This window comes from Qipengyuania xiapuensis (assembly GCF_019711395.1).
Lineage (GTDB): Bacteria > Pseudomonadota > Alphaproteobacteria > Sphingomonadales > Sphingomonadaceae > Qipengyuania > Qipengyuania xiapuensis.
In genome coordinates this window covers 694,853-716,474 of record NZ_JAIGNL010000002.1, presented here as the reverse complement: position 1 = coordinate 716,474, position 21,622 = coordinate 694,853, and the positions used below count along the sequence as shown (strand labels likewise).

At 64.0% G+C, this 21,622-nt stretch carries 20 protein-coding genes; 10 read left to right on the top strand and 10 right to left on the bottom strand.

The window, feature by feature from the left end; translation table 11 throughout:
• Nucleotides 1-135 precede the first annotated feature (135 nt).
• The 3 genes from K3163_RS12740 to K3163_RS12730 all read left to right on the top strand — a co-directional run bounded on the left by K3163_RS12740 (nucleotide 136) and on the right by K3163_RS12730 (nucleotide 5,241).
• Nucleotides 136-2,520 carry a putative bifunctional diguanylate cyclase/phosphodiesterase gene (locus tag K3163_RS12740; RefSeq protein ID WP_221427547.1) on the top strand — a complete coding sequence of 795 codons (2,385 nt, stop codon included), beginning with the start codon at nucleotides 136-138 and terminating at the stop codon, nucleotides 2,518-2,520.
• Nucleotides 2,521-2,584: 64 nt separating this feature from the next.
• Nucleotides 2,585-3,934 (top strand): glutamate--tRNA ligase, encoded by a 1,350-nt coding sequence (gltX, locus tag K3163_RS12735; RefSeq protein ID WP_221554467.1) that lies wholly within the window; start codon nucleotides 2,585-2,587, stop codon nucleotides 3,932-3,934.
• Nucleotides 3,935-3,948: 14 nt separating this feature from the next.
• Entirely contained in the window at nucleotides 3,949-5,241 is a 1,293-nt protein-coding gene (locus K3163_RS12730; RefSeq protein ID WP_221554466.1) for an NADH:flavin oxidoreductase/NADH oxidase family protein, read from the top strand.
• Here the strand turns inward: K3163_RS12730 and pyk are convergent.
• Nucleotides 5,238-6,707 carry a pyruvate kinase gene (gene pyk, locus K3163_RS12725; RefSeq protein WP_221554465.1) on the bottom strand — a complete coding sequence of 490 codons (1,470 nt, stop codon included), beginning with the start codon at nucleotides 6,705-6,707 and terminating at the stop codon, nucleotides 5,238-5,240. The two genes, K3163_RS12730 and pyk, sit on opposite strands and share 4 nt — an antisense overlap.
• Before the next feature lie 49 nt (nucleotides 6,708-6,756).
• Between pyk and K3163_RS12720 the strand changes: the two genes are divergently transcribed.
• The 3 genes from K3163_RS12720 to K3163_RS12710 all read left to right on the top strand — a co-directional run bounded on the left by K3163_RS12720 (nucleotide 6,757) and on the right by K3163_RS12710 (nucleotide 7,792).
• Nucleotides 6,757-7,068 carry a DUF1244 domain-containing protein gene (locus K3163_RS12720; protein WP_221554464.1) on the top strand — a complete coding sequence of 104 codons (312 nt, stop codon included), beginning with the start codon at nucleotides 6,757-6,759 and terminating at the stop codon, nucleotides 7,066-7,068.
• A gap of 81 nt (nucleotides 7,069-7,149) precedes the next feature.
• Nucleotides 7,150-7,386 carry a DUF2312 domain-containing protein gene (locus K3163_RS12715; RefSeq protein WP_221554463.1) on the top strand — a complete coding sequence of 79 codons (237 nt, stop codon included), beginning with the start codon at nucleotides 7,150-7,152 and terminating at the stop codon, nucleotides 7,384-7,386.
• Between the two features lie 58 nt (nucleotides 7,387-7,444).
• The gene (locus K3163_RS12710) at nucleotides 7,445-7,792 is read left to right on the top strand and encodes a heavy metal-binding domain-containing protein (RefSeq protein ID WP_221427553.1); all 348 of its coding nucleotides are present in this window, start codon (nucleotides 7,445-7,447) and stop codon (nucleotides 7,790-7,792) included.
• A gap of 1 nt (nucleotide 7,793) precedes the next feature.
• On the opposite strand, the gene trpS is transcribed toward K3163_RS12710, so the two are convergent.
• Genes trpS through secB form a run of 3 tightly spaced genes read right to left on the bottom strand, consistent with a single transcriptional unit; the run spans nucleotide 7,794 to nucleotide 10,976 of the window.
• The gene (trpS, locus tag K3163_RS12705; RefSeq protein ID WP_221554462.1) at nucleotides 7,794-8,810 is read right to left on the bottom strand and encodes a tryptophan--tRNA ligase; all 1,017 of its coding nucleotides are present in this window, start codon (nucleotides 8,808-8,810) and stop codon (nucleotides 7,794-7,796) included.
• A gap of 6 nt (nucleotides 8,811-8,816) precedes the next feature.
• Nucleotides 8,817-10,421, bottom strand: a complete 1,605-nt coding sequence (gene murJ, locus K3163_RS12700) for a murein biosynthesis integral membrane protein MurJ (protein ID WP_221554461.1) — start codon at nucleotides 10,419-10,421, stop codon at nucleotides 8,817-8,819.
• A 21-nt stretch (nucleotides 10,422-10,442) separates the two neighbouring features.
• Nucleotides 10,443-10,976: a protein-export chaperone SecB gene (gene secB / locus K3163_RS12695; protein WP_221427556.1), complete on the bottom strand. Its 534-nt coding sequence runs from the start codon at nucleotides 10,974-10,976 to the stop codon at nucleotides 10,443-10,445.
• Between the two features lie 264 nt (nucleotides 10,977-11,240).
• Between secB and K3163_RS12690 the strand changes: the two genes are divergently transcribed.
• Genes K3163_RS12690 through K3163_RS12680 form a run of 3 tightly spaced genes read left to right on the top strand, consistent with a single transcriptional unit; the run spans nucleotide 11,241 to nucleotide 13,657 of the window.
• Nucleotides 11,241-11,900, top strand: coding sequence for a Tim44/TimA family putative adaptor protein (locus K3163_RS12690; RefSeq protein ID WP_221427557.1), 660 nt, complete (start codon nucleotides 11,241-11,243; stop codon nucleotides 11,898-11,900).
• Nucleotides 11,901-11,927: 27 nt separating this feature from the next.
• A complete protein-coding gene (gene mltA, locus K3163_RS12685) occupies nucleotides 11,928-13,112 on the top strand; it encodes a murein transglycosylase A (RefSeq protein ID WP_221554460.1) in 1,185 nt (394 codons plus the stop codon).
• On the top strand, nucleotides 13,109-13,657 hold the full coding sequence (locus K3163_RS12680; RefSeq protein WP_221554459.1) for a Smr/MutS family protein: 549 nt from the start codon (nucleotides 13,109-13,111) through the stop codon (nucleotides 13,655-13,657). Before mltA ends, K3163_RS12680 begins: the two co-directional genes overlap by 4 nt.
• Here the strand turns inward: K3163_RS12680 and K3163_RS12675 are convergent.
• The 4 genes from K3163_RS12675 to ahpC form a co-directional block, all read right to left on the bottom strand.
• Nucleotides 13,641-14,249, bottom strand: a complete 609-nt coding sequence (locus K3163_RS12675; protein ID WP_221554458.1) for a Pr6Pr family membrane protein — start codon at nucleotides 14,247-14,249, stop codon at nucleotides 13,641-13,643. The two genes, K3163_RS12680 and K3163_RS12675, sit on opposite strands and share 17 nt — an antisense overlap.
• A 102-nt stretch (nucleotides 14,250-14,351) precedes the next feature.
• Nucleotides 14,352-16,568 (bottom strand): catalase/peroxidase HPI, encoded by a 2,217-nt coding sequence (gene katG / locus K3163_RS12670; RefSeq protein WP_221427561.1) that lies wholly within the window; start codon nucleotides 16,566-16,568, stop codon nucleotides 14,352-14,354.
• 205 nt (nucleotides 16,569-16,773) lie between these two features.
• Nucleotides 16,774-18,363, bottom strand: coding sequence for an alkyl hydroperoxide reductase subunit F (ahpF, locus tag K3163_RS12665; RefSeq protein ID WP_221554457.1), 1,590 nt, complete (start codon nucleotides 18,361-18,363; stop codon nucleotides 16,774-16,776).
• A gap of 173 nt (nucleotides 18,364-18,536) precedes the next feature.
• Nucleotides 18,537-19,103, bottom strand: a complete 567-nt coding sequence (gene ahpC / locus K3163_RS12660; RefSeq protein ID WP_221427563.1) for an alkyl hydroperoxide reductase subunit C — start codon at nucleotides 19,101-19,103, stop codon at nucleotides 18,537-18,539.
• A 254-nt stretch (nucleotides 19,104-19,357) separates the two neighbouring features.
• Between ahpC and K3163_RS12655 the strand changes: the two genes are divergently transcribed.
• Nucleotides 19,358-19,864, top strand: a complete 507-nt coding sequence (locus tag K3163_RS12655) for a helix-hairpin-helix domain-containing protein (RefSeq protein WP_221554456.1) — start codon at nucleotides 19,358-19,360, stop codon at nucleotides 19,862-19,864.
• On the opposite strand, the gene K3163_RS12650 is transcribed toward K3163_RS12655, so the two are convergent.
• On the bottom strand, nucleotides 19,849-20,433 hold the full coding sequence (locus tag K3163_RS12650; protein WP_247712674.1) for a protein-methionine-sulfoxide reductase heme-binding subunit MsrQ: 585 nt from the start codon (nucleotides 20,431-20,433) through the stop codon (nucleotides 19,849-19,851). The genes K3163_RS12655 and K3163_RS12650 overlap by 16 nt on opposite strands.
• A gap of 28 nt (nucleotides 20,434-20,461) precedes the next feature.
• Nucleotides 20,462-21,529, bottom strand: a complete 1,068-nt coding sequence (gene aroC, locus K3163_RS12645) for a chorismate synthase (protein ID WP_221554455.1) — start codon at nucleotides 21,527-21,529, stop codon at nucleotides 20,462-20,464.
• Between the last annotated feature and the right edge of the window lie 93 nt (nucleotides 21,530-21,622).

Genomic DNA, 21,622 nt, shown 5'->3' with positions numbered 1-21,622 from the left:
CTGTATCGGCCTCAAGAAAGGCTGTCGGACCGCAGAAAACCCGCGCTTGACCCGTGCGCGGCAAACTTGCACCATCCCTCCCGGACGCGAAGGGGAATAAGTCGCACCCGGATGAGTGTCCAAGGGGGTAAGGCCGTGCAACTCGCAGGTCTCGAATCAGAGCCGTCGCCGGGGCCCGAGGAGGCCCTTCACTCGGACAAACTCGAGCACTTGCTGCTATATCGCCGGCTCCGCAGCTTCAGTTCCGGCGCCACGATCTCGCTGATCCCGGCCGTGGGGGCGATCCTCACGCTCCTCTATACTTTCTGGAACAATGCCCCGCCGGCCATGATCGCCGCCTGGGCGCTGACCCAGATCGCGCAGCTTTGCGTATTCGTCATGCTCGACCGGCAGATCGACATCGAAACCGCCTCTCTCGACGAGATGCGACGCCACTGGCGCAAATTCCTGATCCTGCAGGGTGTCGGAAGCACGATCTATGTCGTGATCTTCCCCTATCTCGCGCAATATGCCCAAGGCCTCGAGATTGCCGTGCTCGGCATCGTCGGGACCGCAATCCTGTGCGGCGTCCTTCTGGTTCATCGCACTGCGCCGCAGGCCGCGACCTTCCACGTGCTGACGATGTCGCCCTCGCTGCTGCTCACCGCGTGGCTGATCGGAGGTGCGGGTGCCTGGCCGACGATGGTGCTGATCGTCTCCTTCGCATTTGCATTGCTGGCCGCCATTCGCGCGCAAGACCGCTATTTTGTCCAGGCAGCGCGCTCGGAAGTCGAGCGGCGCGAGAATGACATGACCGTCCGCATGCTGCTGAACGATTACGAGGAGCAGTCATCCGACTGGCTCTGGACGGTCGGGCCGCGCGGCAATCTGCGCGACGTGTCAGCAGGCCTCGCAGAGGCGCTCGGGCGGGACGAGGAGACACTCGAGGGTTCGCCGCTGCTCGACCTTTTCCAGATCGGCGAGAAGCGAGACGAGCTTGCCCGGCATATCGTCGAGCGCAGCCCGTTCCGCGACCTGCTGGTCAAGCTCAGGGTGGCAGGCGAACTGCGCTACTGGCGCCTTTCCGCGCGGCCGCGCGTCGATGGCCGGATGAGCGGCGTCGCCCGCGACGTGACCAACGACAAGCTGATCGAGGACCGCGTCGCCTTCATGGCGCATTACGACAACCTCACCGGCCTTGCGAACCGTTACCTGTTCAACGAACGGCTGCGGGGGCTGGCGGGCGAGAACCGGTCGAATGGCGCCAGCATCGCGCTGTTCTATCTCGATCTCGACGATTTCAAGGCGATCAACGACACCCGCGGGCACCTCGTTGGCGACCGCCTGCTGCGCGAGGTCGGCACCCGGCTCGAGCAGGAAATCCGCAGCGAGGATCTCGTCGCCCGTCTCGGCGGTGACGAATTTGCCGTCCTCATCGAAACGCGTGCCGGAGACGGATTGCTGATCGAACGGGCGCACCGCTTCCTCTCGGTTATCCGCGCGCCGTACGAAATCGAAGGGCAGCTCTACCGAGTGTCGACCAGCGTCGGCGTTGCACGCTGCATCGATGGCGATTGCGATGCGGACGAGTTGATGCGCAGGGCCGATCTCGCCCTCTACGCGGCAAAGGAAAAGGGTCGCGACAACCTCGCCCTGTTCGAGCCCGAACTCGATCGCAAGGCACGCGAACGTCGCCAGGTAGAGGCCGATCTCGCCGATGCGCTGACGCGCGGCCAGATGCGGCTCCACTACCAGTCGATCGTCGATCTCGATACCGGCGAGACGACCGGCATCGAGGCCCTGATGCGCTGGTATCATCCGCAGCGTGGCATCATCCCGCCCACCGAATTCCTGCCGGTAGCTGAAGAAACCGGCATGATCGCCGCCATTGGCGAGTGGGCCATCCGCGAAGCCATTTCGGAGGCTTCGGCCATGCCGGGCGATTTCCGGCTCGCGATCAATCTCTCGCCGACACAGGTGAAGAATCCCAATCTCGTGGCAACGGTCGCGCAGGCAATCCACCAGCACGGTTTCGCCCCCGAACGCGTCGAACTGGAAATCACCGAGCACGTTCTGCTCGACCAGAGCGATGTCAGCCGCTCCACGCTCATGCGCCTGCGCGAACTCGGCGTGAAGATCGCGCTCGACGATTTCGGCACCGGCTATTCGTCGCTCGGCTACCTGCGCAGCTTCCCCTTCGACCGGATCAAGATCGATCGGGTCTTCGTGGAAGACGTCGTCGCCGACATGCACAGCAAGGCAATCATCTCGAGTATCACGCGCCTCGCCGATGCGTTGGGCATGCAGACGACGGGAGAGGGCGTCGAGAACCCCGAGCAGCTCGAAATGCTGCGCAAGCTCGGTGTCGAGGAGGCACAGGGCTTCCTGATCTGCCGACCGGCACCGGCCGAAGATTTCGTTCCGGGCGACCCCGATGCCGAGGATGCCGCATTGCAGGATCCCCATCCCGGCAGTGACTTCGTGGACTATCGCGAGCGCCGCGCAAGGGCCGTGAAGCGGCGCGGCGGCAAGGCCGCCTGACGCACGCTATCAAGCCGCTCAACCGTCTCGCCAACCAGTCCGCCATGCGCTATCGGCGCAGCCCATGACCACGATCACGCGTTTCGCGCCATCGCCCACGGGCAGGCTCCATGTCGGGAATATCCGCACGGCGCTGCATAACTGGATGCTCGCCAGGAAGGCGGGCGGGCGCTTCCTGCTGCGCATCGACGACACCGATGCCGAGCGCAGCCGCGAGGAGTATGTCGAAGCGATCCGCGATGACCTCGACTGGCTCCGGCTGTCTCCCGATGGCGAGGAGCGCCAGTCGGAGCGGCTGGAGAAATACGAGGCGGCATTCGAAGCGCTGAAGGCTGCAGGCCGTGTCTATCCGGCATACGAGACCGCGCAGGAGCTCGAACTCAAGCGCAAGATCCAGCTCGGGCGCGGACTGCCCCCGATCTACGATCGCGGTTCGCTCAAGCTGAGCGAGGAAGAACGCGCCGCCAAGGAAGCAGAAGGCATCTCGCCGCATTGGCGATTCAAGCTCGATCATGATGAGCCGATCCGCTGGGAAGACGGGGTTCGAGGGCCCCAGAAGTTCGATCCTGCGCAGCTGTCGGACCCGGTGATCCGCCGCGCGGACGGAAGCTGGCTCTACATGCTGCCGAGCGCTGTCGACGATCTCGATATGGGCGTTACCGACGTCCTTCGCGGCGAGGACCACGTCTCGAATACTGCGGTGCAAATTCAGATGTTTACCGCACTTATTGCTGCACGAAATGCTGCGCAGCAAATTCCGCGTTTTGCGCACGAGGCTTTGCTCGTCGGAAAGGAAGGAAAGCTCTCCAAGCGGCTCGGTTCGCTGGGCTGCGATGCCTTCCGCGAACGCGATATCGAACCCGAAGCGATCATTGCCTTGCTCGCGCGTCTCGGGACTTCGCAGCCGGTCGAGCCGATCTCCGATCGTGGCCAGCTGGTGGAGAGTTTCGATCTTTCGACATTCGGTCGTGCGCCGGCAAAGTTCGACGACACGGAGCTCGATCGCCTCAATGCAGCGATTGTGCATTCGCTGCCCTTCGACGCGGTGGCCGGCAGGTTGCCGAAAGGAATGGACGAGGCGGGGTGGCATGCCATCCGCCCGAACCTCACCCATGTCTGCGAAGCTGGAGAATGGTGGCGGCTGGTCACCGGGCCGATCGCCGAGCGCGACTTTTCCGCAGAGGATCGTGGCTATCTTTCGGCTGCGGCGGGCGCGCTCGAGTGGAGCGACGATCCCTGGCATGCGCTGACCGCGAAGCTCAAGGCAAGCACGGGTCGCAAGGGCAAGCCCTTGTTCCTGCCGTTGCGGCAGGCCTTGACCGGAATGGATCACGGGCCCGACATGGGCGAATTGCTCCCGCTGATCGGCGAGGAGCGTGCGCGCGCACGGCTGGAGGCGGCCGCGCGCGAATAGGGGAGAAGCGGGAAATGACCGTATCGCTGGCGTCGGAACTTCAACTGCCGTGTGGGGCGATCCTGCCCAACCGGATTTCCAAGGCGGCGATGACCGAAGGGCTGGCAACGCCCGACGGCAGGCCAACTCCGGAGCTCGAAAGGCTCTACGGCATCTGGTCCGATGGCGGGGCTGGGATGCTGCTCTCGGGCAATATCATCGTCGACAAGGACCACCTCGAGCGGCCCGGCAATGTGGTGATCGAGCGCGAGCCCGACGACGACATGAAGGCGCGGCTCGCAAATTGGGCGAGAGCGGCGACGCGTAATGGCAACCATTTCTGGGCGCAGATCAGTCACGGGGGGCGGCAGACCCAGAAGCTGGTCAACGCGCATCCCAAGTCCTCTTCCGATGTCGCACTCGCGCTGCCCGGCGGACAGTTTGCCAAGCCGACGCCGCTGACCAAGGTTGAAATCGCCGACCTCGTGAACCGCTGGGCGGTCGCGGCAAGGGCGTGCAAGGAAGCAGGTTTCACCGGCGTGCAAATTCACGGCGCGCACGGTTATCTCGTCTCGCAATTCCTCTCGCCGCGCGTGAACCTGCGCGACGACGAATATGGCGGCAGCCTCGAGAACCGCGCGCGCTTCCTGCTGGAAATCGTCGCCGCCGTTCGTGCGGCCGTGGGGCCGGATTTCCCCGTCTCGGTGAAGCTGAACAGCGCAGATTTCCAGAAGGGCGGTTTCGATTTCGGCGACAGCCTGCAGGTGGTCAAATGGCTGGAAGCTGCATCGGTCGACCTGATCGAGATTTCGGGCGGAACCTACGAACAGCCCAAGCTCATGGGTGTCGAGGGGATGGAGGAGGAAGAGCCGCAGAACGTGGCGCCGTCGACCGCGGCGCGCGAAGCCTATTTCGTCGATTTCGCGAAGGCCATGCAGGATGAGGTCTCGGTCCCGCTGATGGTAACCGGCGGCTTCCGCACCCGAGCGGCGATGGAACAGGCGCTTGAGAGCGGTGCGGCAGACGTGATCGGGCTGGGCCGTCCGCTATGTGTCGATACCGATGCTCCCGAACAGCTCCTTGCAGGAGCCGATGAGCTTGCCCGCTACGAGGACCACCTTGACCTTCTTCCGCACTGGCTCGGCTTCCTGAAACGCTTCCAGATGGTGAAAGCGGTCAGCGGCTTTGCCGGCATCTACTGGTTCTACCAGCAGATCTGGCTGCTCGGACACGAGGGACGCGTCGACCGCGACTTTCCCGTGATGAAGGCCTTCCGCATCGTCGATGCGCGCAACAAGCGGATCATGAAGGAGCGTGCGGCGCTCTAGCCGCCGTGCCTCTCCAGCTCGTCGCCGCTGATGGTGACGACATGCATGAGATTGGTCGATCCCGGGGTGCCGAAGGGAACACCGGCAAGGGCGATCAGCTTGCTGCCGGCCTTGCCGAAGCCATGGCGCAGGGCCATGCGCTTGCCCTTGGCGATCATCTCTTCAAAGCTGCCGATATCCTTCGTCGCCACCGCATGTGCACCCCACAGGAGGGCGAGGCGGCGGGCGGTCTTCATGCTCGGCGTAAGCACCAGCATCGGCACGCTCGGACGTTCGCGGGCGACACGGCGGGCGGTCGAACCCGAACCGGTGAAAACGGTAATCGCCTCGATCGCCACGGTGTCGGCCACGGTCATGCAGGCATGCGCCAGCGCATCGGCAGTGGTGCTGTCGGGCGGGGTGTCCAGGAAACGCACGCGCTCGAGATAGGCCTCGTCGCTTTCCACCTGCCGCGCGATGCGGTGCATGATGGTGACCGCTTCCTCGGGCCATTCGCCCGCTGCGGTCTCCGCGCTCAGCATCACCGCGTCGGCACCATCATAGACTGCGTTGGCGACGTCGGAGACTTCCGCGCGCGTCGGGGCGGGGCTCTCGATCATGCTCTCGAGCATCTGCGTTGCCACGATCACGGGCTTGCCCGCGGTGCGCGTCTTGTTGACGATCTTCTTCTGGAGGGGAGGGACTTCCTGCGGCTCCAGCTCCACGCCGAGGTCGCCGCGCGCGACCATGATGCCGTCGCTCAGCTCGATGATTTCGTCGAGGCGGCGCACTGCCATCGGCTTTTCGATCTTCGCGCACAGTGCGCCCGCGCCGCCCATGAGCTTGCGCGCTTCGGCAAGGTCTTCAGGGCGCTGGACGAAGCTCAGGCCGATCCAGTCGACGCCCTGGTTCATCGCGAAGGCGAGGTCCTTGCGGTCCTTGTCGGTCAGCGCGGGGATCGGGACTTCGGCATCGGGCACGTTGACGCCCTTGCGGTCCGAAATGACCCCGCCGACTTCGGCCGAGCAGAGGATTTCATTCTCGTCGGCGCGGATCACCTTGAGGCGGATCTTGCCGTCGTTGATCAGCAGGCGCTGTCCCTTCTCGAGCAGGCCGAAGAGTTCGGGATGCGGCAGCTCGACGCGCGTTTCGTCGCCGGGCTCGGGATTGCGGTCGAGCGTGAAATGGCCCGAGTGGCGGATGACCGCCTTGCCGTCCTTGAACTTACCTACGCGCAGCTTGGGGCCCTGCAGGTCGGCGAGGATCGCGATCGGGCGATGGAAATCCTTTTCCATCTGACGGATCGCCTTGATCGTTTTCTCGTGGTCGGCATGCTCGCCATGGCTCATGTTGACGCGGAAGGCGTCGACACCGGCCTCGAACAGGCGGGCGAGCATCTCGGGCGACCGGCTGGCCGGACCGACGGTTGCGAGGATCTTGACCTTGCGGCCACGCGGATCGACACGCTTTGGATCGAGCTTATGCATGAACAACGCCTATGGCAGAGCCACGTGGCAACTCAAGGACAAGTGTGAAATGGATACGAATACAGACCCGCTCGACGCGCTTCCCGATGCCGTAGCGGCACAGGCCTTTCGCCGGCTGGTTCGCCATCTCCAGCATCGTCACGATGCGCAGAATATCGACCTGATGGGGCTCTCCGGATTCTGCCGCAACTGCCTTGCCGACTGGATCCGCGATGCAGGCTTCGAAGGGGACAAGCTGGCCGCGCGCGAACTCATCCACGGCATGCCGCAGGATGAGTGGAAGACCACCCGCCAGACGCCTGCGACGGATGAGCAGCTTACGCGGATGGAAGCGAGTATCGCGAAAAATCGCGTGGACTAGCGAGTCGCCGCCTTCACCCGAAAGGCGGCGATGGCTATCGAGCCCATCAACCGATTCTCATTTCATTGGAGCACCACCCAAATGGCCGAAGTCACCGACGACCGCCTGCGCCTGCTGATCGAGCGCATCGAACGCCTCGAGGAAGAAAAGAAGGGCATCGCCGACGACATCCGCGACGTCTACGCCGAGGCCAAGGCCGTAGGCTACGACACCAAGATCATGCGCCAGATCATCCGCCTGCGTAAGATGAAGCCGGACGAGCGCAGCGAGCAGGAAACCATCCTCGACACCTACAAGGCCGCGCTTGGCATGGGTTGATTTCGGCGACAGCCGACCTATCTGTGCAATACACCCTAAGTAGCTGAAGGAACTGCACATGCCCGGACCCTGGAAGGACGCGCGCGGCGTCATCGTCACGACCACCCCCACCATCGAGGGGCAGCCGATCCGGGAATATCTGGGCATCGTGACCGGCGAGGTGATCGTCGGCGCGAACCTCTTCCGCGACCTGTTCGCAAATATCCGCGACATCGTGGGCGGCCGTTCGGGCAGCTACGAGCGCATCCTTGCCGATGCACGCAACCAGGCGATCGAGGAACTGCAGGCCGAGGCCGCGACCCGCGGCGGCAATGCCGTGGTCGGCATCGACCTCGACTACGAGGTGATCGGCGATACCGGCTCGATGCTGATGGTCTCGGCCAGCGGCACCGCGGTGAAGGTCTGACCTATCCCCTTACGAGGCCCAGCGCCTTGTAGGTCTTCTCGAGCGTCGGAACCGCGATCTCGCGCGCTTGCGAAGCGCCGCGCGCGAGGATTGCGTCGAGTGCCTCGCGGTCTTCGAGGAGGCCATTAAAGCGCTCGGAGATCGGGCGCAGCGTCTCGACCAGCAGCTCGCCCAGCGCGGGCTTGAACTTGCCGAAGCCTTCGCCGCCGAAGTCCTTGAGGACGCTTTCGACGCTGCCATCGGTCAGCGCGGCATAGATCGTCACGAGGTTCAGTGCCTCGGGGCGGTCCTCCAGACCCTTCTCCTCGCTCGGCAGCGGCTCGGGATCGGTCTTCGCCTTCTTGACCTTCTTCATCACCTCGTCGGCGCTGTCGGCGAGGTTGATACGGCTCATGTCCGAGGGATCGGACTTGCTCATCTTCTTGCCCCCATCGCGCAGGCTCATGATGCGCGCGGCCTGCGGCGGCACGATCGGATCGGGCAGGGCGAAGACCGGCGCGTCTTCAGACGCGAAGTCGTTGTTGAACTTCTGTGCGATGTCGCGGGCGAGTTCGAGGTGCTGCTTCTGGTCCTCGCCCACCGGCACGTGCGTCGCCTGGTAGAGCAGGACGTCGGCTGCCTGCAGCACAGGGTAGGTGAACAGCGCGACCGACTGGCCCTCGCGGTTCTTGCCTGCCTTGTCCTTCCACTGCGTCATGCGGTTGAGCCAGCCCATGCGCGCCGTGCCGCCCAGCAGCCATTGCAGTTCCGCGTGCTGCGGGACCTGTGCCTGGTTGAACACCACGCTCTTCGCCGGATCGATGCCGCAGGCGACCAGCGCCGCGGCCATTTCGAGCGTGCCCTTGTGCAGCTCGGCCGGATCATGCGGCATGGAAATCGCGTGCAGGTCGGCAAGGAAGAACAGGCACTGCGAGCCGTCTTCCATCGCGTCCTGCATGCGCACCCAGTTGCGGATCGCACCCAGGTAATTGCCGAGGTGGAGATTGCCGGTGGGCTGGATGCCGGAAACAACGCGCATGATGACTTACGGAGCTTTCTTCTTGGTAAGGGCAGCGATGCGCTGCCTGTCGATGGCGCCGACCATGAAGGCAACGCCGAAATAGACCACCGCCGAACACAGCACGAGCGCGCCGAGCGCACCGACGCGGGCGAACAGGCCTGCGGAATACCAGCCGGTTAGCAAATCGCGCGCGAACCACAAGGCGGCGCCCATGGCGAGCGCAGCAACGAGCTGGCGAGCGACCCGGCCGACGAGGGCGAGCGGGATGGAATAATAGCCGCGCTTCACCAGCACGGCGTAGAGATAAACGACATTGATCCACGCGCCGATGACGCTGGCCGCCGCGATGCCGGGGACACCGTAGCCGAGCGGCTCGATAGTCAGCCAGGGGAGCGACAGTCCGATATTCCAGATGCAGCTCACCACGAAGACGAACAGCGAGATAAAGGCTGCGTAGACGGGGGTGCGCGTGTCGGAGCGGGCGTAGAAATTGGGCACCAGCACCTTGACCAGCACATATGCCGGCAGGCCGAGCACCAGCACGCCTAGCACTGCGCCTGCGGCATTGGCGTCTTCCATCGTGAAGCGACCGCCCTGGAACAGCATGGTGATGAACGGCGTCGCACAGATCGCAAGCGCGACCGCGGCCGGAATGGTCAGCAGCATCGACAGCTCGATTGCATCGGACTGGATGCGGTCCGCGCCTTCCTTGTTCTTGCCCCCGACGAATTTCGACAGCGTCGGCAGGATCGCCGTCGACAGCGCGATGCCGATGATGCCGAGCGGCAGCTGGTTGAGGCGGTCCGCATAGTTCATGTGGCTGACCGAACCGGTCGCCAGCTGGTTGAGGAAGTAGAGCTGGACCAGCGTGTTGATCTGATAGGCACCGCCCCCGATCGCGGCGGGCAGCGCGATGATCGACAGGCGCTTCACTTCAGGCGTGATGCGCGGCCACAGGATCCGCGGGCGGAAGCCCTCGACGCGCGTCCAGATATAGAGCCAGGCGAGCTGCAGTATGCCCGCGACCGGCACCGCCCAGGCGATGACGAACCCCACTTGTTCGACGCTCCACCCGAAAGTGGCGGCGGCATATTCGCCGCCCAGCAAGGCCGAGATCAGCACTACATTGAGGATGATGGGAAAGCTCGCCCCGGGTGCGAACCGGCTCACCGAATTGAGCATGCCCGTGAACAGCGTAACAAGGCTGACCAGCAGGATGTAGGGGAACATGATCTGCGCGAAGGCGACGGCGATGTCGTATTCGACCGGATCGATCGGTTTGTCGGCCAGCACATAGATCACGCCGGGCATGGCGATCATCATCACCGCGCACAGCAGGATCAGCACCGGGAGGAAGATGCTCAGGACGTCGTCGGAGAAGCTGCGTGCGCTCTCGAGCCCGCCGTCACCGTGCAGGCGCTTGGAGAACATCGGCACGAATGCGGCCGAAAACGCGCCTTCCGCGAACAGGCGCCGGAAGACATTGGGAATGATGAACGCCTGGAACCAGGCATCGGTCACCGCATTGGCGCCGAGGACGCGCGAGAAAATCATCTCGCGCGCCATGCCGGCGATGCGGCTCACCATGGTGAGCGAGCCGATCGTGCCGACGTTCTTGAGCAGGCTCATGGTGGAGCCGCTTCGAGCCGCTTAGGCGTCGCCGGTCGGAGCTGCCGGGGCGCCTTCGCCCTGCTGCGCCGCGCGGGCCTGGAGCTGCTGCTGGTAGAGCGCGCCGAAATCCATCGGGTCGAGCATCAGCGGCGGGAAGCCTGCATCGCGCACGGCGTCCGAAACGATCGCGCGGGCGAAGGGGAAGAGCAGGCGCGGAGCTTCGGCGAACAGGAAGGCATGGGCCTGCTCGGCGGGGACGTTGCGAATGCCCACGAGGCCGCAATAGGCCAGTTCGACGATATAGAGGTTGCCCTGCTCGGAATCGGCGCGTGCAGTGAGCTTGAGCTCGACTTCGTGCACTTCGTCGGTCACCTGGTTGGCACCGATGTTGACCTGGATGTCGACCTTCGGCTGGTCGTTCCACTGGTAGCTCTGGGGTGCGTTGGGGTTCTCGACCGAGAAATCCTTCACATACTGGTTGAGCAGGCTCACCGCGGGGCGGTTGTCGGCGCCGTTCGCGCCTGCCGCGGGATCCATGTCGAGATCGGTCAGAACATTGTTGTCGTCGGCCATTTTGGTCACTTCTTGCATCGAGAATTTGAAAAGTGCTGCAGGTTCGCGCGCTTGCGCAACCCCACGGTTCGTCGGCGCGCCTAGCACCGCCGCGCGCGAGGGGCAATGCGCCCGGTGGAAGGGGCGCTCCGGCGCAGATTGCGACCGGAACATCTGCAATGGTTCATTGCCCGTTTGTAATTCGACCCTATCTAGGGGTAGATAGACAGGAACTACAGGAGCGCGCCGGGCGTAGCTCCAATAGCAGTTGAACGGAAAGCTTACGTGATCACCGAGATCGTCATCCTCGCCGCCATCGCCGCCTTTTTGGGGCTGCGCCTTTATTCCGTGCTCGGCGAACGTTCCGAGCACGAGGAGGAGCCGATCAGCCACCGGTTCGATTCGCCGGAAAACCGCATCCCGCCCGCGACAGAACGTCCGGCCGCGCCGACGCGCGAACCCGTGCGCCTGCGCAGCGTCGACAACGGCTCGAGCGCCAACGAAATCGGTATTCGCGCGATCGCCAGCGCCGACCCGCGCTTCGACCTCCTTGCCTTCCTCGAAGGTGCCAAGGGCGCCTACGGCATGATCCTCGAAGCCTTCTGGAAGGGCGACAGGGAAACGCTCCGCGACCTTACCGACGATGATGTCTATGCCGGTTTCTCGGCTGCGATCGACGCACGCGAAGCGGCTGGCGAGACGCTCGACAACCGCCTCATCCGGATCGAGGACGCGACCATCCATTCGGCGGATCTCGACAAGCGTACCGCGCGCATCGCCGTGCTGTTCGTCGCCGACATCGCCTCGGTCACGCGCGACAAGGACGGCAATGTCATCGCGGGTTCGCTCGACGATGCCGTCGAAAGCCGCGACATCTGGACCTTCAGCCGGAATGTCGACGCGCTCGACCCCAACTGGGTCCTCGACGAGACCGACCAGGGCTGACGCCACTTCCCAAACGCCGGAGGTTTCATGCGTATTCTCGCCGGGCTGGCCGTAGCCCTGAGCCTAGCGGGATGCACGGTCATACCCGACGCCCGTCCCCCGCAGGATCTCGGCACTGTCGAGGTGCCGGAGCCCGTTCCGGCAGACACGGCGCTGGCCGCGGGCGTGATGCCCGGTCCGGCGATCGAGACCATGCCTTTCGCCGGTTTCGATGCTGCTCCTGCTCTCGAGGCCTTCCGCCGGTCGTGCGACAAGATCCTCTTCCGTGAGGATACCAGCGGTCTGACGCGCCGCGTCGACTGGCAGGCGCCTTGCGGTGCGGCGACCAACTGGTCGAGCGATCCTGCCGACTTCTTCCGCAGCCAGTTCGAAACCGCGGTCGTCGCCGACGGCAGCGCCTTTGCGACCGGTTACTACGAGCCGGAAATCCTCGGCAGCCGCGAGCGGCGTCCGGGATACGAAGTGCCGGTCTACGCCTATCCTTCCGACCTCGAGCGTGCATGGCCTGCGGACGTGCCCGAAGAGGAGCGCGAGGGACGCCCGCCGCTCGGTCGCTATGACGAGAACGGCGAATTCGTCCGCTATTTCGAGCGCTCGGAGATCGCCGGCGGGGCGCTGGAAGGCAAGGTGCCTGTCATCGCCTGGGCGGCCGATCCGGTCGAGTTCTTCTTCCTCCAGATACAGGGCAGCGGCCTGCTCCGCCTGCCCGACGGCGAGGTCATGCGCATCGGCTACGCCGGGCAGAACGGCCGCGAATATGTCGCGATCGGGCGCCCCATGCGCGAGCAGGGCCTGATCGGCGAGGGCACCGACTACCCCACGAGCATGCAGGGGATCATTTCCTGGCTGCGCGACAATCCGGGACGGCAGGACGAGATCCTCGATCTCAACAAGAGCTGGATCTTCTTCCGCGAGCTCGACACCGAAGGGCCGCTGGGCTCGATCGAAGTCCCGGTCTTCGCGCGCGACAGCGTGGCGGTCGATCCGAAATTCGTGCCCTATGGCGCGCCGGTCTGGCTCGACATGGAATCCGATGTCGCGGACGGTCTTTGGATCGCGCAGGACACCGGCGGTGCGATCAAGGGTGCGAACCGCTTCGACACCTTCTGGGGCAATGGCGCGGACGCAAGGCAGATTGCGGGCGAGATGAGCAGCAGCGGCAAGGCCTACCTGCTGCTTCCCAAGGGGACGCTCGCGCGCCTCAAGCAATGAGCGCGCCACGCGGCCTTAGCGAAGAGGAAGCGGCGGCCTGGGAAAAGGTCGCGGCGACCGTGAAGCCGATGCACGTCGGCTCGGTCGCGGCCAAGCCGGCCCCGCGACCGGTGGCCGCGACGCCGAAGAAGGTGCTCGCCAAGCCGAAGGCGCCCAGGCCGGAGCCGAAGCCCACTTCCAAGGCGCCCAAGCCCCAGCAGAACAATCTCGATGGTCATTGGGACAAGCGCCTCAAGTCGGGCGCGATCCAGCCCGATTTCACGCTCGACCTGCACGGCCATAATCTCGATGCCGCCTACCAGCGGCTGATGAGTGGACTGGCGCAGGCACGCGCCATGGGCGCTCGCACGATCCTGCTCGTGACAGGCAAGCCGCGACCGGTCGATCCTGCCGACCGTGGAGCCAGACGTGGGGCCATCCGCGCCAAGGTTCTCGACTGGCTGGCTGCCTCGAGCCACCATTCTGCAATCGCGGCCGTGCGACGCGCGCACATCCGCCATGGAGGCGAGGGCGCACTCTACATCGTGCTCAGGCGCGAGCGGTAATCAGCTTGCGCGCCCCCATCAGCAGCGCGCCGAATGCCATGAACACGAGGCCGAGACCGGCAACGTTGAGCAGCAGTCGGCCCCAGCCGAGCTCGGGCAGGTCGAGGAAGAAATAGGGATAGAAACCGGTCGCTTCGCCGACGACGAGCGCGAAACCGGTGTAGAGGATCGGAACTGCGATCACGATCGGGAGCGTGCGCCAGCCGGTCGCCTTCACGCCCGAGAATGCCAGCCACCAGAACACCGTGGCCAGCGGGACCACGGTGTGGTGCATCTGGTTCGTGTACCAGTCCCAGCCCACCGGATGATGATCTGCCGACAGCAGCAGGTGGTAGACGATGCCGACCATCGCCAGCGCGGTGGCCAGGGCAAAGGCGATCCGCGCATCCAGCTTGCCGCGCAGTGCGACCCAGCCCAGCAAGAGTGCAGCGGCCATATTGCTCCAGATCGTGAAGTAGCGCAGCATCAGCGCGAGATTGAGCAGCGGGTTGTTGCCCTCGTTGATCAAGGTCTGTGCGCCGATCGCGATGAATGCCGCGATGGAGATGGTGCCCGCGACGCGGCGCGAGAGGGACGAGTGCGTAACGATCATGCACTCTCCCTAGCGCGCCTCGACCAACCGTAAAGGCAAGAAAAAGGCCCCCGACGTTTCCGCCGGGGGCCCTCTGCGACCACAAAGGGTCAGAATAACGCCTTACTTGTGGTACTTGGCGTAGGTCAGGTCGAAGCGATCCGCGTCCATGACCTTGGTCCAGGCCTTGACGAAGTCGCGGACGAACTTCTCCTCGTTGCCGTTCTCGGCATAGACCTCGGCAACTGCGCGCAGGCGCGAGTTGGAGCCGAAGACGAGGTCGGTGCGCGTGGCGCGCCACAGTTCCTTGCCGGTCTTGCGGCAGGTGCCGACGAATTCCTCGTCGCCGCTCTCGTCGACAACTTCCCAGATCACGCCCATGCCGAGCAGGTTCACGAACCAGCTGTTGTCCAGCTTGCCCGGGGTTTCCGTGAGAACACCGATGCGGTTTCCATGCGTCGTGTGCTTGGTCACCGCACCCATGGCCCGCATCCCGCCGACCAGTGCGGTCATTTCGGGGATCGAGAGACCGAGCAGGTGCGCCCTGTCGACCAGCATGTCCTCGGTCTTCACCGAAGCCTTGGTCTTGAGGTAGTTGCGGAAACCGTCGGCAAACGGTTCCAGCGGCTCCCAGCTCTCTGCATCGAAGTCTTCACGGCTAGCATCGCCGCGACCGGTGGTGACCGGGACGGTGATGTCGAAACCGGCATCCTTCGCCGCCTTCTCGACTGCGGCCGAACCGGCGATGACGATGGCATCGGCCATCGAGATACCGCCGCGGATCTCGTCGAGCTTGGTCAGGACCTTGTCCAGTTCTTCGGGATCGTTGACCTTCCAGTTCTTGATCTCGTCGAAGCGGATATGCGCGCCATTGGCGCCGCCGCGATGGTCCGAGTTGCGGTAGGTCGAGGCCGAGGCCCAGGCTGCCTTGACCAGCTCGGAAACAGTCAGGCCGCTATCGAGAACCTTCGATTTGAAGGCCGAGACATCGCTGTCCGAAACCTGCGTGCCGGCGGGGACAGGGTCCTGCCAGATCAGGTCTTCTTCGGGCACTTCCGGGCCTAGGTAACGGACCTTGGGGCCCATGTCGCGGTGGCACAGCTTGAACCACGCGCGGGCGAAGGCATCGTCGAGCGCCGCCTGGTCGTCACGGAAACGCTCGGAGATCTTGCGATATTCCGGGTCGCGCTTCAGCGCCATGTCGGCGGTGGTCATCATCGTCGGGACCTTCTTGGACGGATCGCGCGCGTCGGGCGCCATGTCCTCGGGGTCCGGGTTGATCGGCTGCCACTGGTTCGCACCTGCCGGGCTCTGGACGAGCTCGTAGTCGTACTTGAACAGCAGGCGGAAGTAGTCGTTGCCCCACTGCGTCGGGTTCGGGGTCCATGCGCCTTCGATGCCCGAAGTCGTGATGTGGCCCTTGCCGATTTCTTCGGGGTCGGTCAGCCAGCCGAAGCCCATGCGGTGCAGCGCTTCACCTTCGGGTGCACTACCGAAAGTATCGGCGGGCTTGGCACCATGTGCCTTGCCGAAGGCGTGGCCGCCGGCGGTCAGCGCGACAGTTTCCTCGTCGTTCATGGCCATGCGGGCGAAGGTTTCGCGCATGTCGCGGGCCATGCCCTCGGCGTCGTGCGGGTTGCCGCCCGGACCTTCGGGATTGACGTAGATGAGACCCATCTGGATCGCGGCGAGCGGGTTTTCGAGCGCCATGCCCTCGTCGGGCTGGATGCGCGTTTCCGCGCCGGTATCGACCCACTTCTCTTCGGTGCCCCAATAGACGGTTTCGGGATCGAACACGTCCTTGCGGCCGCCGCCGAAGCCGAACACGGGTCCGCCCATGCTCTCGATCGCGACGTTGCCGGTGAGGATAAAGAGGTCGGCCCAGCTGATGTGCTTGCCGTACTTCTGCTTGATCGGCCACAGCAGGCGGCGTGCCTTGTCGAGGTTGCCGTTATCGGGCCAGCTGTTGAGCGGGGCGAAGCGCTGCTGGCCGCTGCCGCCGCCACCGCGACCGTCGCCGGTGCGATAGGTACCGGCCGCGTGCCAGGCCATGCGGATGAAGAACGGACCGTAATGGCCGTAGTCCGCCGGCCACCAGTCCTGGCTGTCGGTCATGAGGTCGGTCAGGTCCTGCTTGAGGGCCTTGTAGTCGATCGCGTTGAAGGCTTCGCAGTAATCGAAATCCTCGTCCATCGGGTCGGCCGCGCGGCCGCCTTCGGTCAGGATTTCAAGGTCGAGCTGGTCGGGCCACCAGTCGCGGTTGCGGCGACCGAAAAGGTCCCGCGTGCCCGCATTTCCGTGAAACGGGCAGCCGCTGATATCTCCGGTTTTGGCGTCCATGTAATCGCTCTCCTCTAAAAAAGACTCGGGTCTCCCGTCCGAGTTAACATTTGAGAAGATGAACCCCGGCCTTTAATTCGTCCAATCGATTAAACGGTTCAAATTGATTGGCTGAGGCGATTTTACGACGAGGCGTGCTCCAGGCACGGAAAGCGCCGCCATTCGCTTGGAATGACGGCGCTTTTCAAACTGACCTGGATCAAATTCAGGCGGCCTGGGCGATGTCCTCGGCAGGTTCGGTGCGGATGAGGTAATCGAAAGCGGAAAGTCCGGCTTTCGAGCCTTCGCCCATGGCCACGACGATCTGTTTGTAGGGCACATCGGTGACGTCGCCCGCGCCAAAGATACCGGGCAAGTTGGTGCGGCCTTCCTCGTCGGTGACGATCTCGCCGAACTTCGTGAGATCGAGACCGCTGCCTTCGAGCCACTCGGTGTTGGGCACGAGGCCGATCTGGACGAAAACGCCTTCCAGCTCGATCCGGCGCTCGTCACCGCTCTTGCGGTCTTTCAGGACGAGGCCATCGACCTTGCCGTCCTTGCCGGTGATCTCGGTCGTCTGGCCGCTGGTGACGATCTCGACATTGGGCATGCTGCGAAGCTTGGCCTGCAGCACCTCGTCGGCGCGCAGCTTCTCGTCGAACTCGATCAGCGTCACGTGGCCGACGATCTTGGCAAGGTCGATCGCCGCTTCGACACCCGAATTGCCGCCGCCGATCACCGCGATGCGCTTGCCCTTGAACAGCGGGCCGTCGCAGTGCGGGCAATAGGCCACGCCCTTGTTGCGATACTCAGCTTCGCCCGGAACGCCGAGGTTCCGCCAGCGCGCACCGGTCGCGAGGATCAGGCTGCGCGACTTGAGCGAAGCGCCGTTGCCGAGCTCGACCGTGTGCAGCCCGCCTTCTTCCTTGGCGGGGACGAGCTTCACGGCCTTGGCAAGGTTCATCAGGTCGATGTCGTATTCGCCGACATGGCGTTCGAGATCGCCGGCCAGCTTCGGGCCTTCGGTGTAGGCGGTGCCGGGAAGGTTCTCGATGCCGAGCGTGTCATGCAGCTGGCCGCCGAAACGTTCGGCCGCGATGCCGGTACGAAAGCCCTTGCGCGCGGTGTAGATCGCCGAGGCTGCGCCGGCAGGGCCGCCGCCGATCACCAGCACTTCGAACGGCTCCTTGGCCGAGAGCTTCTCGGCTGCCTTGGCATCGGCGCCGGTGTCGATCTTGGCGAGGATCTCGGCCAGTTCCATCTTGCCGTTGTAGAAGGGCTCGCCATTCAGGAAGGTGGCGGGAACGGCCATCACGTCGCGCGCGTCTACTTCGTCCTGGTAGGTGCCGCCCTCGATCAGCGTCGCGGTGATACGCGGGTTCTCGAGCGCCATCAGCGTCAGCGCCTGCACCACGTCGGGGCAGTTGTGGCACGAGAGCGAGAAATACATTTCGAAATTGAAGTCGCCCTCGAGGCCGCGGACCTGTTCGAGCAGGTCGGCATCGACCTTGGGCGGATGGCCACCTGCCCACAGCAGGGCGAGGACCAGCGAGGTAAACTCGTGGCCCATCGGGAGGCCCGCGAAACGCACCCACTTCTCTGCATCGCTCGCGCGGCGGATCACGAAGCTGGGCTTGCGCTCGTCAGTCCCGTCGAAGCTGGCGCTGACATCGTCGTGCAGCGCGGCAATCTCTTCGAGCAGTTCGCGCGTCTGGCGCGATTTGTCGTCGTCGCCGAGCGAGGCGACCAGTTCGACCGGCTCGCGCAAATTGGCAAGGTAGGTCTTGAGCTGCTGGGTAAGGTTCGCATCGAGCATGGACGGACTCCGGGCGTGTGTCGCGGATTGATGGTCAATCGGGGGAGGGGAAAAGACCCGGGGGCCAAAGGGGGGGAGGATTGCCCCCGGGTCTTCCAGCGACCCGAGATTATTGTTCTCGGGCTCTTGTGGCGACCGTTCTACGAACGGCCGCCTGAACTCAGGCTGTCAGCTTAGATCTTGCCGACGAGGTCGAGCGAGGGTGCAAGCGTGTCGCTGCCTTCTTCCCATGCGGCCGGGCAGACCTGGCCGGGGTTGGCGCGAACGTACTGTGCAGCCTTGATCTTGCGAGCCAGTTCGTTGGCATTGCGGCCGACGCCTTCGCAGGTCTGTTCCATGATCTGGATCACACCGTCCGGGTCGACGACGAAGGTTGCGCGGTCGGCAAGGCCGACGCCTTCACGCAGCACGTCGAAGTTGCGTGCGAGGACGTGGTTCTGGTCACCAAGGAACGGGAACTGCAGCTTGCCGATCTTGTCCGAGGTGTCGTGCCAGGCCTTGTGGCTGAAATGCGTGTCGGTCGACACGGCGTAGACTTCGACGTCCATCTTCTGGAGCATGGCGTACTGCTCGCCGAGGTCTTCGAGTTCGGTCGGGCAGACGAAGGTGAAGTCGGCCGGATAGAAGAAGAAGACGGCCCACTTGCCCTTCACATCTTCGTCGGTGACTTCGAAAAAGTCCTTGCCGGCCTGGAAGGCCGTGGCGTTGAACGGCTTGATGGTGCTTCCGATGATACCCATGGTTTTTCTCCGTTATTCGGGTTGAAACTCGTGGGACCCAGATAAGCGCTGTTGCGATGCACAAAAGCGATATGTTGCGATTGCGAACATCGGAATTTTCTATCAATCTGTTGGAACTTTCGAAAACTGCAAGTGAATGGCGATTATCGTGCATTTTTCGCAATCGCGAGTATTTTCCGGCTTTTCTACGAGAAATCCCTTCGCATCGCCGAAATTCCTGATAATGAGAATTCTTCGCAATAAGAGGATTCGATATGCGTAAATTTGCTTTCGCCGCTGCGCTCGCCAGCAGCACCCTTGCTCTCGCCGCCTGCTCGGGTGGTGCAGAAGATGCTGCTGTCGATACTGATGAGACTGCCGCTGCCACCGACGTGGAAGCTGCTGCCGAAACGACCGGTGTCCTTGACGCGAGCACGGCGACTGCCGAACAGCTTGCTGCTGTCGAAGGCGTGTCGGAAGAACTCGCCGCTGCGATCGTCGCTGGCCAGCCCTTTGCAGATGTGACCGCGTTCAACGCACTGCTCCTCGAAACGCTGTCGGCAGAAGAAGCCGCTGCAGTGCTCGAAGGCGTCTTCGTGCCGGTCAACCTCAACGAGGCGACCGAAGAGCAGATCCGCCTGATCCCGGGCATGACCGACAAGATGGTCCACGAATTCGAAGAATATCGTCCCTACGAGGACATGGCCGAATTCGACCGCGAAATCGGCAAGTATGTGGACGAGGCCGAAGTCGCCCGTTTCCGCAACTACGTCACTCTCTGACGATACTGCAGCACGACCCTGACCCCTTCGATCGCCACCAGGATGCCCACGTGGATCCACGCGGTGGTCGGATCGAAGGCGGACAGGACCCAGTGCAGGAAGACCAGCACCGCCGCCGGATAGACGAGCCGGTGCAGCGTCTTCCATGACCGCTTGAGTGCCCTTGTCGCGATGTCGTTCGATGTCGCGGCGAGCGGTACGAACAGCGCGAAGGCCAGCCAGCCGGTGAGCAGGTATGTATCGCTCATCTCCGCCAGAACTGCGGAAACCGAGGCCTTCTTCCAGAGGTAGATCGCGGTGTGAAACGCGGCGTAGCCAAAGCTCGCCACGCCGATGTCACGCCTGCGCCGCATCAGCCAGACGGCCCACTTCCGCTTGCGAAACGCGAGCCGGACCGGCGTCACCGCCAGCGTCACCAGCAACAGCCACGCCGCCCAGTCTCCGCTGTCGGCGATTGCATGGCCGTAGCCATAGAGATCGGGCGTCACGATCCAGCGCCAGCTCATCCAGATCCCGGGCAAGGCGAGCGCCAGCCACAGCAAGGGGCGCGAATTTGCGAGGGTCTTCATTTCGGGCAGGCTTCCGGAGGAATGCAGTCTAGCCGCATTGCGCGCGGTGGAGCAGTTTGTGGTCCGCCAGCACCAGCGCCATCATCGCTTCGACCACGGGTGTTCCGCGAATGCCAACGCAGGGGTCGTGCCGACCCTTGGTCCGAACCTCGGTGGCCTTGCCCTCGCGATCGACGCTGGCGACGGGAGTAAGGATCGAGCTGGTCGGTTTGAATGCCACGCGGCACACCACCGGCTGGCCGGTCGAGATGCCGCCCGCGATCCCGCCTGCGTGGTTGGCCGCGAATTCAGGACCGTTCTCGCCCGGTGACATGGCATCCGCGTTCTGTTCGCCTGTGAGGCGCGCGGCATCGAAACCGTCGCCGATCTCCACGCCCTTGACCGCATTGATGGTCATCATGCCTGCGGCGAGATCGCTGTCGAGCTTGGCGTAGACCGGCGCGCCCCAGCCTGCGGGAACGCCAGTCGCCACGCATTCGACTACGGCGCCGAGGGACGAGCCTGCCTTGCGGGCATCGTCCACGAGCTTCTCCCAGCGCTTGGCGGCCTCGGCATCAGGGCACCAAAAGAGATTGCGGCTGATTTCATCGGCGTCGAAATTCGCAGGGTCGATCCGGTCGCCGCCGATTTCGGCGACATAGGCGAGGATTTCGACCTCGCCGATGACCTTGCGCGCAACGCCAGCGGCAGCCACGCGCATCGCCGTCTCGCGCGCGCTCGACCGCCCGCCACCGCGATAGTCGCGAAAGCCGTATTTCGCGTCATAGGCATAGTCGGCATGGCCGGGGCGATAGGTGTTCGCGATCTCGGAATAATCCTTCGAACGCTGGTCCGTGTTCTCGATCAGCAGGCTGATCGGCGTGCCGGTGGTCTTGCCCTCGAACACACCCGAGAGGATGCGAACCTCGTCGGGCTCCTTGCGCTGCGTGGTGAACTTGTTCTGCCCCGGCTTCCTCGCATCGAGGAAGGGCTGGATGTCGGCCTCGCTCAGCTCGATACCCGGCGGGCACCCATCGAGCACCGCGCCGATGGCAGGGCCATGGCTTTCCCCCCAGGTGGTGAAGCGCAGCACGCGTCCGAATGTGTTCCAGCTCATGCGTGTGTCTTAGCGCATCGCGTGTCGCTGTCGAGCAGAGCGGTGCGCAAGATTTTCCTACCCGGCGCGAAGGCGGCATGGTGGTGCCATGAC

Bases quoted from the DNA above. Each gene is read 5' to 3' on its own strand.
- katG (WP_221427561.1), bottom strand. From the start codon at position 16,568: ATGGACGCCAAAACCGGAGATATCAGCGGCTGCCCGTTTCACGGAAAT.
- K3163_RS12710 (WP_221427553.1), top strand. From the start codon at position 7,445: ATGCCCGGACCCTGGAAGGACGCGCGCGGCGTCATCGTCACGACCACC.
- K3163_RS12680 (WP_221554459.1), top strand. From the start codon at position 13,109: ATGAGCGCGCCACGCGGCCTTAGCGAAGAGGAAGCGGCGGCCTGGGAA.
- mltA (WP_221554460.1), top strand. From the start codon at position 11,928: ATGCGTATTCTCGCCGGGCTGGCCGTAGCCCTGAGCCTAGCGGGATGC.
- secB (WP_221427556.1), bottom strand. From the start codon at position 10,976: ATGGCCGACGACAACAATGTTCTGACCGATCTCGACATGGATCCCGCG.
- K3163_RS12655 (WP_221554456.1), top strand. From the start codon at position 19,358: ATGCGTAAATTTGCTTTCGCCGCTGCGCTCGCCAGCAGCACCCTTGCT.
- ahpC (WP_221427563.1), bottom strand. From the start codon at position 19,103: ATGGGTATCATCGGAAGCACCATCAAGCCGTTCAACGCCACGGCCTTC.
- K3163_RS12730 (WP_221554466.1), top strand. From the start codon at position 3,949: ATGACCGTATCGCTGGCGTCGGAACTTCAACTGCCGTGTGGGGCGATC.
- K3163_RS12650 (WP_247712674.1), bottom strand. From the start codon at position 20,433: ATGAAGACCCTCGCAAATTCGCGCCCCTTGCTGTGGCTGGCGCTCGCC.
- K3163_RS12715 (WP_221554463.1), top strand. From the start codon at position 7,150: ATGGCCGAAGTCACCGACGACCGCCTGCGCCTGCTGATCGAGCGCATC.
- pyk (WP_221554465.1), bottom strand. From the start codon at position 6,707: ATGCATAAGCTCGATCCAAAGCGTGTCGATCCGCGTGGCCGCAAGGTC.
- murJ (WP_221554461.1), bottom strand. From the start codon at position 10,421: ATGAGCCTGCTCAAGAACGTCGGCACGATCGGCTCGCTCACCATGGTG.
- trpS (WP_221554462.1), bottom strand. From the start codon at position 8,810: ATGCGCGTTGTTTCCGGCATCCAGCCCACCGGCAATCTCCACCTCGGC.
- K3163_RS12675 (WP_221554458.1), bottom strand. From the start codon at position 14,249: ATGATCGTTACGCACTCGTCCCTCTCGCGCCGCGTCGCGGGCACCATC.
- aroC (WP_221554455.1), bottom strand. From the start codon at position 21,529: ATGAGCTGGAACACATTCGGACGCGTGCTGCGCTTCACCACCTGGGGG.
- K3163_RS12720 (WP_221554464.1), top strand. From the start codon at position 6,757: ATGGATACGAATACAGACCCGCTCGACGCGCTTCCCGATGCCGTAGCG.
- ahpF (WP_221554457.1), bottom strand. From the start codon at position 18,363: ATGCTCGATGCGAACCTTACCCAGCAGCTCAAGACCTACCTTGCCAAT.
- gltX (WP_221554467.1), top strand. From the start codon at position 2,585: ATGACCACGATCACGCGTTTCGCGCCATCGCCCACGGGCAGGCTCCAT.